This is a genomic window from Winogradskyella sp. A3E31, assembly GCF_046720935.1.
Classification (GTDB): domain Bacteria; phylum Bacteroidota; class Bacteroidia; order Flavobacteriales; family Flavobacteriaceae; genus Winogradskyella.
In genome coordinates this window covers 231014-244781 of record NZ_JBHNWH010000001.1, presented here as the reverse complement: position 1 = coordinate 244781, position 13768 = coordinate 231014, and the positions used below count along the sequence as shown (strand labels likewise).

Here is a 13768-nt window from a genome sequence, read left to right as displayed (position 1 = left end):
TATTTTACCACTACTAATGAAAAAAGTTCTTATCACAGGCGGAGCAGGATTTCTAGGATCACATTTGTGCGATCGCTTCATAAATGAAGGGTTTTATGTCATTTGTATGGACAATTTTATTACTGGGGATCGAGGTAATATAAGGCACCTTTTAGAGTTGTCTAATTTTGAGTTAATTGAACACAATATTACCAACTTTGTTTCTATAGATGGTAACTTGGATTACATTTTACACTTTGCCTCTCCAGCTAGCCCAATTGACTATTTAAAAATTCCAATTCAAACACTGAAGGTGGGCTCTCTAGGCACGCATAATTTGTTAGGATTGGCGAAAGCTAAAAATGCGAGAATTCTAATTGCTTCAACATCTGAAGTATACGGTGACCCTTTAGTGCATCCGCAAAGTGAAGACTATTATGGTAATGTAAACGCAATTGGTCCTAGAGGGGTTTATGATGAAGCTAAACGTTTTCAAGAGTCAATGACAATGGCCTATCACAGATTCCATGGGTTAGACACAAGGATTGTTCGTATTTTTAACACTTATGGCCCCAGAATGCGATTGAATGATGGTAGGGTTATACCAGCTTTTATCGGTCAGATTTTAAGAAATGAACCTTTAACCATTTTTGGTGATGGGCAACAGACAAGATCTTTTTGTTATATCGATGATCAGGTAGAGGGGATTTATCGCTTACTGCTCAGTAATTATTCGTTACCTGTTAATATAGGTAACCCAAAAGAGATTAGTATTTTAGATTTTGCCAAGGAAATCTCTAAACTGTCAAAATCTGATGTAGAATTCATTTTTAAAGAATTGCCAAAAGATGATCCATTGCAAAGACAGCCAGATATAAGTCTGGCAAAGCAAGTTCTTAATTGGGAACCAAAAGTGGATAGGGTATCTGGTATAGAAAAAACATTTAATTATTTCAAACTTTTTTCTAAAGAGGATTTATTTAAAGCTGAACATAAAGATTTTTCTAAGTTCCATAAATAACGGCTAATGAAAAAGTATGTTAGAGGCAGATACTCATGGTTATTAAGACCAACACTTATTGTCTTTGACATTGTAGTCATAAACCTTTTGGCGATTTATTGCTTTAAGTTTCATGACGCCCCAATTGAAGATTGGTATTCCATTTTCGCCAAGTATAAGTCCATTACTTTTGCAATTTATATATCTTTATTTTGGCTATTATCTACATATAGCATTAAGTTTTATAATGTCTATAGGTACACATCAGGCTTTGATGTTACTATTTTAATCATTAAACAATTTCTTCTCTTTTGTATACTGGTCTTTGCCTTTGTAGGATTTTTTAGAAGTATTACTATTAGTGCTTATAAAGTTTTAGAGTATGTGGTTTATAGTTTCCTATTAATTTCAGCAATAAAGCTGATTAGTTTTTATGGATTAAAGCATTTTCGAAAATTTTTAAATGGGAACGTTAGACGGGTTCTCATTATTGGGAATGGACAAGAAGCACAAGAACTACAAGATTTTTTTACTAGAAAAAAAGATTATGGCTACTCACTTCTTGGAGTTTTTAGTGATGTAAATTCGGAAAAAATAGATGGAACCGCTAAAGAAGGATTAGAATTTTTAAAGAAAGAAGAAGGTGTCGATGAGGTATATTGTGCAATGGAAGAGCTTACGGAACAGCAAGTTAATGCATTTGTAAAACAAGCAGATAGCAACAACTGCAACATTAAATTCATCCCAAAGTCCAAAAACCTTTTTGAGAAGCATTTAAAAACTGATTTTTACAATTACCAACCAGTACTATCACTTCAAGAAGCAACATTAAATGCGCCGTTTAATCAACTTTTAAAACGCTCTTTTGATATTGCCTTCTCCCTTTTTGTTATTGTGTTCATTCTATCATGGTTGAGCATTATTTTGTATATTCTTATTAAACTAGAATCTAAAGGACCGCTATTTTATAAGCATAAACGAAATGGAATAAATTACAAGGAATTTGAATGTTACAAATTTAGATCCCTGAAAAAAGGAACAGATAAACCGTTAGATTATGTGCAACCCAAGGATGAGCGTGTTACCAAAATTGGAGCATTTTTAAGACGAACAAGTATTGACGAATTACCACAATTCTATAATGTACTTTTTGGCGATATGTCCGTAGTTGGTCCACGACCACATATGGTGTCCTTTACTGAAGATTATTCAAAAAAAATTGACAAGTATAATTTCTTAATCCGTCATAATGTTAAGCCGGGTATCACCGGATTGGCACAAACTAAAGGGTATCGCGGAGAAATTAAAACAGATCAAGATATTGTCAATAGAGTAAAATACGACCTCTACTATATCGAAAATTGGTCTATATTATTGGATGTTAAAATTATTTTTCAAACAATAATATTATTAATCAAAGGGGATGAAAATGCGTATTAAAGCTCTTTTTTTAATTCCTGAAGCTGGTTGCTAAAGCTGAAATTTTCTAAGGCTGTTTTCTGAACCTGAATTCTTTTGATTTGGCTCAATTCCTTTATGTTAATGGTGTTTAAAACGTTGTTTAGGGCTCTGTAATTATTAACTTCAGCGACCCAACCTAAATGATGCTGCTTAATAATTTCCTCACCTTCACCTCCGCCAAAATAAAGCATTGGCAAACCCAATCTTGCATATTCGAATATTTTTGAAGGCACGGAGCCGTAAATCCGATTGAGAAGTGGAATTATAGTCAAGTCATATTTAAGCAATTCAGCGTGAAGTTGATCTCGATCTAAACGACCATGAAATACAATAGGAAGGTCTGGGTTTTCTGTGATAAAATTTCTTATTGTTTCTTCCTCAGAACCTGATCCGTAAATATGAAATTCAATAGTATCATAATCTAGCTCTTTGCACAATTTAAAAATCCCTTGTGCTATACCTAACAACCCTGCATATACCAATTTTATTTTTGAATTTGAAAGTTGCTTGGATTCAGTAAGATTTGGAGGTTCAAAATCTGGGAAATTTCGATAGAGAAAAGTTTTCTTTTTAGGAAATATCGAAATTACATGCGTGAGGATTTCTTCACTTTGACCTAAAATTAAATCTGCTTTTTTATAATTAAAGCGTTCAATTTTTTGAAGCAGTCTATAACTAAAACTCGGTTTTAATGCGCCTAGTTCTAAACCTGCACTAGGCCATAAATCACTAACATTAAGAATTAATTGTCGTTTCTTCGATCTTAAAAAAAATAGACTCGTAAAAGCCACCAAGAGCGGTGGAGACTGTACAATAACTTTTTTAGGAATTTTATTGAATGTAAAAAACACAAGTATGCTAAAACTGTAAGACAGCATAGCAACTAAACGTTGCAACTTATTTTTGGAGTTTGTTGCATATAGCCAAAGTCTGTGAACTTTTAAACCATCATGAATTTCTGTTTTTTTAAATGTGCCTTTATAGCCTTTAAAAATTTTCCCTGTAGGATAGTTTGGCAAAGGAGTCACCACAGTGATGCTGTAATCTTCTTTTAAACCATTAGCTAAGTGAAAGATACGATTAGAAGCTGCTCCAATTTCTGGAGGGTAATAGCTTGTTATAATCATCAAATCTTTCATGGGTTAATGATTTATTTTGGATTTAAATTGTTTTAATTTCCCGCTTTTAGATCGTTCTAATTGCTCAACTTTTTCATAAATGATGTTGAGTCCGGGTTCTAAATATTGGGTAATGGCATTTAGAATAGAACTTTTCTGATTTTCATCTAATGGAATTGCACTTGTATAAACAATTTTAAAAGTATCTAAGGTTAACTGCTCAATAATAAACTCTTTGACATTGCCGTCATCTTCAACAATACTCTTGGTAATGTAATAGAAAGTCAGCCCAGCTGACTTTTTTCCACTTGGCAAATGTACTATATCATTGGTTCTTCCGACTAGCTTTTCTAATATTGGGATTTTAACAGTGCTTTTTTTAGAAATAACCCCAATATCTCCAATATCATAACGAATAAATGGATGAGCAGTATTATATAGAGAAGTGATCACGATTCGGCCTTCATTACCATGGGGAAGAATAGCACCACTTTCATCTAAAACTTCGACATAAAGCGTTTCAGAATTTAATTGAAAGTCGCCATTTGTATTCCGAAAGGCAATCAAATCAAGTTCAGAAGCCCCGTATTCGTTCACTACGGGGATCCCAAATTGTTTTTCTAATAGAGCCTTATCGACATCAAACAACATTTCTGAAGTGGTCATACACACTTTTAAGCTAGGGCATACACTTTTCAAATTAATGTTTTCTCTTTCCAAGTACTTTGCAAATTGTACAATTGGACTTGTGTAACCATTGATGTAATCGAAAGAAGTGTTCTTAAATTTCTCAAGGCATTTTGAAAAAGCTTCATCACTCAAATCAAAAACAGAAAATCGATAGCGACTAGCAAACCAATCCTTGAGACGTTCTTTGTAATAGCCAAATCTGTCTAAAGGAATGCCATAAAATCGCGCTTGTTTTGATTGGTTAAAGTCTATGCCGTACCAACTGAACCTGTCTTGTATTACAGCCCAAGTCAAGGCATGCGCCCACTTGTCTTTTACAAAAACAAAAGGATCACCAGATGAGCCAGAGGTTTTGTTAACATAAACACCTGCCTCATTAAACCCATTGGAAAGCCTTTCTTTCAATGGTTGTTGTAAATCTCTTTTTGTAAGAACGGGAACTGAAGACCAATCACCCATATCCAAATCTTTTGCAATAGACTTATAAAACGAATTGTTCTTTAAATGGTAATTTAGGATGAATTGTTTTTGAGATTCTACGTAAGCTTCAAAATCAGATTCAGATTTCGACTGTATCTCATTCAAGTAGGATTTGGCTTTATGAATATTGAAGCCATTAAAGCGTAAAGAAAGGTCAAAAAAGTTCAAAAATTGGATTCCTAAGGTTTCCGTAAATTAATTATTTTTTAAGGGTAAAAGCAATTATTTTTGCCCAAACTACACACGCATGAAAATTTTAGTCCTAGGATCTGGCGGAAGAGAGCACACGTTTGCATGGAAAATTGAACAAAGTCCATTATGTGATAAGCTATTTGTTGCCCCAGGAAACTCGGGGACTTCAGAAATTGCTACCAACATAAATATCAATGTTACGGATTTTGAGGCTATTAAAAAATCTGTATTAGAACACCATATAGAAATGGTGATTGTTGGCCCAGAAGACCCTTTGGTACAAGGCGTTCACGATTTCTTTTTGGCTGATCCTGACTTAAAAAATGTAGCAGTCATTGGCCCTCAGAAAGCTGCGGCAGAATTAGAGGGAAGTAAAGAATTTGCTAAGGAGTTTATGATACGGCACCAGATTCCGACTGCTGCTTATCAAAGTTTTACGCCAGATAATGTTGAGGAAGGATATCAATTTTTAGAAACCTTAAAACCTCCATATGTATTAAAAGCGGATGGTCTGGCAGCAGGTAAAGGGGTTTTAATTTTAAATGATTTAGAGGAAGCTAAAGCTGAATTAAAGAGCATGTTGATCGATGCCAAGTTCGGCAATGCAAGTTCTAAAGTGGTGATTGAAGAGTTTTTGGATGGGATTGAACTGAGCTGTTTTGTACTTACAGATGGAACTAATTATAAAGTTCTTCCCACAGCAAAAGATTACAAGCGCATTGGTGAAGGTGACACAGGTTTAAATACAGGTGGTATGGGCGCTGTATCCCCGGTGCCATTTGCAACACAAAATTTCTTAGATAAAATTGAAAATAGGATTGTAAAACCTACGGTAGAAGGACTTAAAAAAGATAAGTTGCCTTATGTAGGTTTCATATTTATTGGTTTAATAAAAGTTGGGAACGACCCTAAAGTGATAGAATACAATGTACGCATGGGAGATCCTGAAACGGAAGCTGTACTACCCAGATTAAAAACTGATTTGGTCGAAGTTTTTAATGCAATGGCCAAAGGAACTTTAGATAACATTTCTATTGAAATCGATGACAGGGCTGCAACTACGGTAATGCTAGTTTCTGGAGGATATCCAGAAGCCTATGAAAAAGGGAAAGTGATTACTGGATTAGAGCTGGTTGAAGACTCTATTGTTTTTCATGCTGGTGCAAAAACCGATAATAAAACGGTGGTTACAAATGGTGGGCGAGTTATGGCGATTACATCTTACGGAAACACGTACAAAGAGGCTATAAAAAAATCTTACCAATCCATAGAAAAACTAAGTTTTGATAAGATGTATTATCGTAAGGATATCGGTTTTGACCTATAAGTAGGAGTGTGCCGTTACGCTTTTATCTTCTTCGTTATTGTCGTTATATTTTTTAAGCTCTAACATCCAATATACAAATGCTACCGTACCAACTATTGCCAAAACCCAATTAAATCCATTGGCTAAAAACCAACTATCTAATTCCATAGCCCTTAAAGCATCAAACGGAGCAAAAAGAATGTTAACAAATAAATCTTCGATAGCGTAAAAGAAATCTTTCATAACTTTATAAATTTACTCAGCAAAAATACAAAAAGAGTTAATGATAACAAGTGTTTTTAAAAATTCTAAACCGATAAATAGCATAATTGTTATTGTTTTCATTACGCTTGTGTTTATACTTTCAAATTACTTCACTTCTAATTCAGTGTTAGAGGGCTATTCTACGGATATTTTAAAATATGGTATAAGTATTTTCTCAGTGTTTGTGTTAGACTTTATTATTTCTAAAAACAAGCTAACAAAAAAGAACAGCTATGCGACTATGACATTTGGTTTGTTGTTCGCTATGTTTCCTGAAGCGTTACGGTATTTAGACTTGCTAATAGCAAACTTATTAGTTCTGTTTGCATTACGAAGGTTGATTAGTCTGCACTCAAGAATAAGCGTAAAAAAGAAACTGTTTGACGCTGGTTTTTGGATAGGACTGGCTTCGTTTTTTGACACATGGGCACTGCTGTTTTTTTTAATTATTATTGTTGCACTTATCTACTATTGGCAAAATGACTTAAAGAATCTTTTAGTACCGTTTTTAGGTCTTGCCACAGTTTGGATTATTTATATAAGTTATTGTATAATAGCTGATGGTGTTTTTTTACAACCGGGAACATTCAGGCTGTATGCAAGCCTAGATTTCACATCTTACGATTCACCTTCTAAAATTATAACGCTTACTATAGCTGCAAGCATGTATGTATGGATGACCTTCTTTTACTTTAAAGCTTTAAGTGAAAAAAACAAAAAGGTAAGGCCCTCATTTTTTTTGGTGGTATGGTCATCGGTCATTGCCTTATTATTGGCTGTAATTTCACCGGTTAAAAACGGAAGTGAATTTATTTTTCTACTAGCACCATTTTCAATTATTATGGCTAATTATCTCGAGGTTATTTCAGAGCGCTGGTTCAGGGAAGTTTTTGTGTCATTGTTAATTATAGCCCCTATAATCTCCTTATTGCTGTAGTTTTTGGCCAAAAGCCAAATCGCCGGCATCACCTAACCCTGGAAGAATATACCCTTTGTCGTTTAACTTTTCGTCAATGGCCGCTATCCAAAGATGTGTATCAGTTTTAAAGGTGTTTGCAACAAAATCAACTCCTTCCTGAGCTCCAACAACACTAACTAAGTGAACAGACTTAGGATTTCCAAAAGGTTTTAAAGCTTCAAATGTAGCCACCATCGACTGACCTGTTGCCAACATGGGATCAGCTAATATTAGAGTTTTGCCCTCTAAGTTTGGACAGGCCAAATACTCGACAATAATCTCAAAGCTTTCAGGGTTGTGCTTATGGTGCCGATAGGCAGAGATAAAGGCATTTTCAGCAGTGTCGAAATAGTTTAACAAGCCATTATGCAAGGGAATACCAGCCCGTAGAATGGAACACAATACAATATCTTCTTTTAATAATTTAGATGTTGATTCGCCCAAAGGTGTTTTCGTTATTGTATCTTCAAAATTCAGGGACTTGCTCATCTCATAACCGATAATTTCACCAATGCGTTCTATATTTCGTCGAAAACGCATTGCGTCTTTTTGAATGCTTTTATCTCGTATTTCGGAAATAAATGTATTTAAGATTGAAGGAGTTTCAGAAAGGTTGTGAACAGTCATACACCGAGAGTTAGAATGGTTAAAGTTAATCCACCTTTGCTAGAGCTACTGTGGACGAGAAAATTGAACACTTTTGTACCAAATTAGAAAAATACAAATTTAGTACCTTCTATAATTGTTTAGAACTAATTTATTAATTCAGCCTATATTTGCAGTTCTAAATTTAAGGATAATGTTTGCAGAGAAAGCTAATTCCATTTTTCAGGAAGCCATTAAAAACTATAAGGTTCTAAATTCCGTCGATCAACCATTTGAAAATAAGTACGATAAAGACGAAGATCTCATAGCACATTTACTATATAGAAAATGTTGGATTGATACTGTGCAATGGGCATACGAAGATATCATTCGCGACCCTAATATTGAGCCTGTAGCGGCATTAAAATTAAAACGAAAAATAGACGCTTCTAACCAAGACAGGACGGATACGGTAGAATATATCGACAGCTATTTTTTAGAAAAGTATAAAGATGTTGAGGTGAAGCCGTATGCTAAGATAAATTCAGAAAGTCCAGCTTGGGCAATCGACCGCCTATCGATTTTAGCATTAAAGATATACCACATGCATTTGGAAACGGTACGTGAAAATGCCAGTGAAAGCCATAAAGCGGCTTGCCAAAAGAAATTGAATGTTCTCTTAGAGCAGCGTGTAGATTTAAGTCTTGCCATTAACGACTTGTTGAAAGACATTGCCAATGGCGATAAATACATGAAAGTCTATAAACAGATGAAAATGTATAATGATGATGAATTGAACCCTGTGTTACGAGGAGCGAAGTAACTTTACTCAATTTGTCAAACATTTTTTAGAAAGTGAAGAAGATAATAATTATTGTTCTAATATTGGCAACGCCTTTATCATGTGAGTTTTTTAACCATTTATCCTCTGATAAAGCACTAACTAAAAAAATTGAAGAAAAGTTCATATCTGAAAAAGAAATAATTGACATAAGTCAATTGAATAGTTTTGATTGGGACGAACTGCTAATCATCGGTCCATATTCTGTGGTTGAGAAAGTTGAAAAAGAACTCAACTTAGATTTGAAAAACATAAAAGGAAACGCAATTGAATATAGTGATAATATAAACCTATTTATTTTTCTAAAGGGAAGAAAACCTGTCAAGATTTCAGAAATTTCGAGAGCAATTGGCGACTTCTCAATCGAGAGAATCATTATTAAAAAAAGTAAAGTGAAGTTCAAAAAAACAGAAGACAAACAATTTGAATTATTAGAATAAAGGCTGATATTTTATGTCTAAATTTTTACCTAACCACATACTCGTCTTTCGTTTTTCTGCCATGGGAGATGTGGCAATGACAATACCTGTTTTAAGAGCATTTACTCAACAAAATCCCGAAGTAAAAATCACTGTTGTTACTAGACCTTTCTTTAAGCCATTTTTCAGGGATATAGAAAATGTTGAAGTTTTTGAGGCAGACCTTAAAGACAAACACAAAGGTTTTTTTGGACTTTATGGATTGTCTAAAGAATTACGCCAGCTAGATGTCGATGCCATTGCAGATCTTCACAATGTGTTACGAAGTAAACTGTTAAAGTTATTCTTATTAGATAAGCGCTGTATTCAAATTGACAAAGGACGACGAGAAAAGAAAGCCTTAATCTCAGGTAAAATCTTTGAGCAACTTAAAACCACACATCAACGGTATGCGGATGTTTTTGAAAAATTAGGTTTTCCTATTGATTTGTCAAGTCCAACCTTTCCTATAAAAGCCAAATTATCAGAGCGTTTAAAACTATTTATTAGTTCTCCAGAATTACCAACAATCGGAATTGCGCCTTTCGCCGCACACGAAAGCAAAATGTATCCATTAGCTAAAATGAAGGAAGTGATATCAAAACTTTCAAAAACCAACAACATTATTCTTTTCGGGGGAGGACAATCAGAAATAGAGATATTAAATCAATTTGAAAACGATTTCCAGAACACCTTTTCAGTTGCAGGTAAATTAAGTCTAGATGAAGAATTAGACCTGATTTCAAATTTAGACACCATGCTTTCTATGGATTCTGGCAATGCACATTTAGCAGCAATGCTTGGAGTGAAAGTGATTACAATTTGGGGCGTAACACATCCTTACGCTGGTTTTGCACCGTTTAATCAGTCAGAGGATTGTTGTTTATTGGCGGATAGAAAAAAATACCCAAAAATTCCAACCTCAGTTTACGGTAATAAATTTCCTGAAGGTTACGAAAATGCTGCTGGCAGTATTCCTGTCGAACGTATTATAGAGAAAGTAAATATTCTAATTTCTAACAGCGAAGCGGTCTAATTTCTATCATCTTTTTTTACACATCATCATAATCCACAACAACAGCTGAGCTTGTTGGTTGTGCTTGACAGGTCAACACCAAACCTTCCGCAACCTCACTATCTGTTAATATATTATTTTGTCGCATTTCGGCCGAACCTTCCGTTATACGTGCAATACAACTACTACAAATTCCGCCTTGGCAAGAGTAAGGAGCATCAATATCCTTTTTTAAAGTAGCTTCAAGGATTGTATTTTCCTGAGACATACTAAATTCAAACTCTTCATCATCTACAATCACTTTGATAGTTGAATGTCCATCACCAGTTTCAATGTGTTTATCGGAACCATCTTCAACAGGAACAGTAAACAATTCAAATAAAATCGCTTCCTTTTTCACACCATTTTCTACAAGAACATCCTTAACGGTATGGATCATAGCCTCTGGCCCGCACAAGTAAAATTTGGAAATAGTTACGTCCTTATATTTATTTTTTATGATGAGGTTAACCGTACTTTTTTCTATACGTCCAAATAACGCATCTTCTTCACGAGTTTGGCTATAAATAAAATGTGAATGAAAGCGGTTGCCATAGGTTTTTTTAAGCTCTAATAGCTGCTGAATAAACATAGCATCAGCTAAACTTTTATTACCATAGACCAGGATAAAATTACTAAAAGGTTCATCTTCTAATAAGGTCTTGGCAATACTTAAAATTGGCGTAATTCCACTACCGGCAGCAAAAGCAGCAATAGTCCGTGTCTTTTCAGGATGTGCTTCAAAAATAAAACGACCATTTGGCGGGGCAACGTCTAGTGTGTCGCCAACCATTAATTTTTCATTAGCATAAACGGAAAAAGTTCCGCCTTCAACAGACTTTACAGCAACTGTTAAATCGCCACTGCTCACAGAACTACAAATGGAATAATCTCGACGAATTTCTTCGCCATCAATCTCAGTCTTTAAAGTGATATACTGACCAGCCTTAAATTTAAAATCCTCTGTTAAATGTTCGGGAACTTCAAAACCTAGACTGACGGATTTTTCGGTTTCCTTTAAAATTGATTTTATTTTAAGCTTATGGAATTGTGACATTACAATTATTTTTTGCAAAAATAAGGAAGCACCTATTTAATTTAGACTTTGTTTGTAACAAATTAACAATTAAGTTTACTAACTACATAAACCATCTATATCTATTATGATAAAACGATTTCTGAGTTTAGAATGGAAACAATATTTCCGCTCTTCGTATTGGCAAAAGAGTATAGCCATTAATATATTATTGATATTCTTTGCATTGTATTTTGTAGTTATGTTTTTAGGCTTGGGTTTTGGTCTTCTTTTTATTTTGAAAAAAGCTTTTCCCAATGAAGACCCCTTTGTTATAGCGAATGGGTTTCTTTTCTTTTGGATTATTGGTGATTTAATGATGCGTTTCTTTTTGCAGAAATTACCTGTGATGAGTGTAAAACCCTTATTGACATTACCAATTAAAAGATCGACGGTTGTACATTATGTTTTGGGAAAATCGGCAGTTTCATTTTTCAACTTTTTGCCTCTTTTTGCTATAATCCCATTTAGCATTATGCTTATTAAGGATGGTTATAGCGCTTCAATGATTTTGCCCTGGATGTTTGCCTTAATAATCATTGTGCTCATCATTAATTTTCTGAATTTTATTATCGAAGCGTTTTCAGCGGAAACTGAACTTTCGTTTTTACCGCTAATAGTAGTAGTTGGCACGTTGTTTGGGCTAGACTATTTTGATATTTTACCAATGAAGTCAATTGTTGGCGATGGATTAATAAGTATAGCTAACACTCCTATTTTACTATTGGTTCCGATAGTATTATTGCTACTTTTTTATGGATATAACTATAAAATATTAAAGCAGAAATTATTTTTAGACAGTTCATTAAAATCTAAGGTTGCAGAAGTTAAGGTCGCAGATATGTCTTGGACTAAACGCTTTGGAGACATCGCTCCTTTTATGCAATTAGACTTAAAATTAATATGGAGGAATAAGCGCACTAAATCTATGGCAATGTTATTGGTAGTGGGCTTACTTTATGGCTTGTTTTTTTATCCACAGCCCATATATAGAGATATGGAGTTTATGTTTGCTTTTATCGGGATTTTCTCTACCGGATTTTTCCTCATCAATTTTGGTCAATTTATCCCAGCTTGGGATAGTAGCTACTATAAAATGCTAATGAGCCAGAATATTAAGTACCAACAATACCTGCGCTCAAAGTTTATTTTAATGGTTATGAGCGTCGTTATTCTATTTGTATTAGGTATACCTTATGTTTACTTTGGATGGAAAATTCTAATAGTTCATTTTGCAGCTGCTATATATAACATTGGTGTCAATAGTCATGTAATTCTTTATGGTGGTTCTTTTAATAGAAAGAAGATTGACTTAGACAAAAAAGCAGCCTTTAATTATCAAGGGACAGGAGCGGTACAATGGTTAATTGGAATCCCTTTAATGGCGTTGCCAATGGGTTTATTTGCGCTTATAAATTGGTTGATAGGATTTGAGGCTGCTGTAGCGCTACTTATAATTTTTGGGGTCGTAGGCATTGTACTACATAAAAAACTAATGAAAATAATTACTCAAAGATATTTAGATTCAAAATACAAAATGATTGACGCTTTTAGTCAAGATTCATAAGAAACTTAAACATGATACACACAGAAAATATTTCAAAATCCTACAGCGGAAACACTGTTTTAAATATCCCATCTTTAGATATTCCCAAAGGCCAAAGTTTTGGTTTGGTAGGCAATAATGGGGCAGGGAAAACCACATATTTTAGCTTGCTTTTGGATTTGATTAAGCCAACAACAGGAAAAATAACAAATCACGAAGTGGTTGTAGATAACAGCGAAGACTGGAAACCCTTTACGTCTTCTTTTATTGACGAAAGCTTTTTAATTGGTTACTTAACCCCCGAAGAGTATTTTTACTTTATCGGTGATTTAAGAGGCCAGAATAAGGCAGATATTGACGCTTTAACATCACAATTTGAAGATTTTTTCAACGGAGAAATCATCGGGAGTAAAAAATACCTAAGGGATTTAAGTAAAGGTAACCAGAAAAAAGCAGGTATTGTAGCAGCTTTAATTGGCAACCCCGAAGTGATCATTTTAGATGAGCCTTTTGCAAACCTTGACCCAACGACGCAGATTAGGTTAAAGCAAATTTTAAAGGATTTGGCACAAAAACGTGGCATTACAGTCTTAGTATCTAGTCACGATTTAATGCATGTTACGGATGTTTGCGAACGTATTGTAGTGTTAGAAAAAGGCGAAGTTGTTAAGGACTTAGAAACCAACCCTACAACACTAAAAGAACTCGAGGCACATTTTGCAGGTGGTGCAATGGCTTCTGTTTCCGAAGAGGAAGAATAG

Annotated in this window: 14 protein-coding genes; 9 read left to right on the top strand and 5 right to left on the bottom strand. The window is 34.4% G+C overall.

Annotated features, from left to right (window positions below; all coding sequences use genetic code 11):
• The first annotated feature begins 16 nt into the window (after nt 1-16).
• Both ACFEMA_RS01095 and ACFEMA_RS01090 read left to right on the top strand, forming a co-directional pair.
• Nucleotides 17-1000 carry a UDP-glucuronic acid decarboxylase family protein gene (locus ACFEMA_RS01095; protein ID WP_411766114.1) on the top strand — a complete coding sequence of 328 codons (984 nt, stop codon included), beginning with the start codon at nt 17-19 and terminating at the stop codon, nt 998-1000.
• A gap of 6 nt (nt 1001-1006) precedes the next feature.
• The gene (locus tag ACFEMA_RS01090) at nt 1007-2419 is read left to right on the top strand and encodes an exopolysaccharide biosynthesis polyprenyl glycosylphosphotransferase (protein WP_411766113.1); all 1413 of its coding nucleotides are present in this window, start codon (nt 1007-1009) and stop codon (nt 2417-2419) included.
• On the opposite strand, the gene ACFEMA_RS01085 is transcribed toward ACFEMA_RS01090, so the two are convergent.
• Nucleotides 2416-3579: a glycosyltransferase family 4 protein gene (locus ACFEMA_RS01085; protein WP_411766112.1), complete on the bottom strand. Its 1164-nt coding sequence runs from the start codon at nt 3577-3579 to the stop codon at nt 2416-2418. The genes ACFEMA_RS01090 and ACFEMA_RS01085 overlap by 4 nt on opposite strands.
• A 3-nt stretch (nt 3580-3582) precedes the next feature.
• Entirely contained in the window at nt 3583-4896 is a 1314-nt protein-coding gene (locus ACFEMA_RS01080; RefSeq protein WP_411766111.1) for a phenylacetate--CoA ligase family protein, read from the bottom strand.
• A gap of 79 nt (nt 4897-4975) precedes the next feature.
• Here ACFEMA_RS01080 and purD point away from each other — a divergent pair, with 79 nt between their 5' ends.
• The gene (gene purD / locus ACFEMA_RS01075; RefSeq protein WP_411766110.1) at nt 4976-6247 is read left to right on the top strand and encodes a phosphoribosylamine--glycine ligase; all 1272 of its coding nucleotides are present in this window, start codon (nt 4976-4978) and stop codon (nt 6245-6247) included.
• Here the strand turns inward: purD and ACFEMA_RS01070 are convergent.
• Entirely contained in the window at nt 6242-6469 is a 228-nt protein-coding gene (locus ACFEMA_RS01070; RefSeq protein WP_411766109.1) for a DUF6341 family protein, read from the bottom strand. The genes purD and ACFEMA_RS01070 overlap by 6 nt on opposite strands.
• A 40-nt stretch (nt 6470-6509) precedes the next feature.
• On the opposite strand from ACFEMA_RS01070, the gene ACFEMA_RS01065 reads away from it, so the two are divergent.
• A complete protein-coding gene (locus ACFEMA_RS01065) occupies nt 6510-7427 on the top strand; it encodes a DUF6427 family protein (RefSeq protein ID WP_411766108.1) in 918 nt (305 codons plus the stop codon).
• Here ACFEMA_RS01065 and upp read toward each other — a convergent pair.
• Nucleotides 7416-8075 carry a uracil phosphoribosyltransferase gene (gene upp / locus ACFEMA_RS01060; RefSeq protein WP_411766107.1) on the bottom strand — a complete coding sequence of 220 codons (660 nt, stop codon included), beginning with the start codon at nt 8073-8075 and terminating at the stop codon, nt 7416-7418. The two genes, ACFEMA_RS01065 and upp, sit on opposite strands and share 12 nt — an antisense overlap.
• Before the next feature lie 172 nt (nt 8076-8247).
• On the opposite strand from upp, the gene ACFEMA_RS01055 reads away from it, so the two are divergent.
• The 3 genes from ACFEMA_RS01055 to ACFEMA_RS01045 are packed head-to-tail and all read left to right on the top strand — an operon-like array spanning nt 8248 to nt 10368.
• Nucleotides 8248-8856, top strand: a complete 609-nt coding sequence (locus ACFEMA_RS01055) for a DUF4254 domain-containing protein (protein WP_411766106.1) — start codon at nt 8248-8250, stop codon at nt 8854-8856.
• A 32-nt stretch (nt 8857-8888) separates the two neighbouring features.
• Nucleotides 8889-9314, top strand: coding sequence for a hypothetical protein (locus ACFEMA_RS01050; RefSeq protein ID WP_411766105.1), 426 nt, complete (start codon nt 8889-8891; stop codon nt 9312-9314).
• Nucleotides 9315-9327: 13 nt separating this feature from the next.
• The gene (locus ACFEMA_RS01045) at nt 9328-10368 is read left to right on the top strand and encodes a glycosyltransferase family 9 protein (RefSeq protein WP_411766104.1); all 1041 of its coding nucleotides are present in this window, start codon (nt 9328-9330) and stop codon (nt 10366-10368) included.
• Between the two features lie 16 nt (nt 10369-10384).
• Here the strand turns inward: ACFEMA_RS01045 and ACFEMA_RS01040 are convergent, their stop codons facing one another.
• Nucleotides 10385-11443, bottom strand: coding sequence for a 2Fe-2S iron-sulfur cluster-binding protein (locus ACFEMA_RS01040; protein WP_411766103.1), 1059 nt, complete (start codon nt 11441-11443; stop codon nt 10385-10387).
• A 106-nt stretch (nt 11444-11549) separates the two neighbouring features.
• Here ACFEMA_RS01040 and ACFEMA_RS01035 point away from each other — a divergent pair, with 106 nt between their 5' ends.
• Both ACFEMA_RS01035 and ACFEMA_RS01030 read left to right on the top strand, forming a co-directional pair.
• A complete protein-coding gene (locus tag ACFEMA_RS01035) occupies nt 11550-13028 on the top strand; it encodes a DUF5687 family protein (RefSeq protein ID WP_411766102.1) in 1479 nt (492 codons plus the stop codon).
• A gap of 11 nt (nt 13029-13039) precedes the next feature.
• Nucleotides 13040-13768 (top strand): ABC transporter ATP-binding protein, encoded by a 729-nt coding sequence (locus ACFEMA_RS01030; protein WP_411766101.1) that lies wholly within the window; start codon nt 13040-13042, stop codon nt 13766-13768.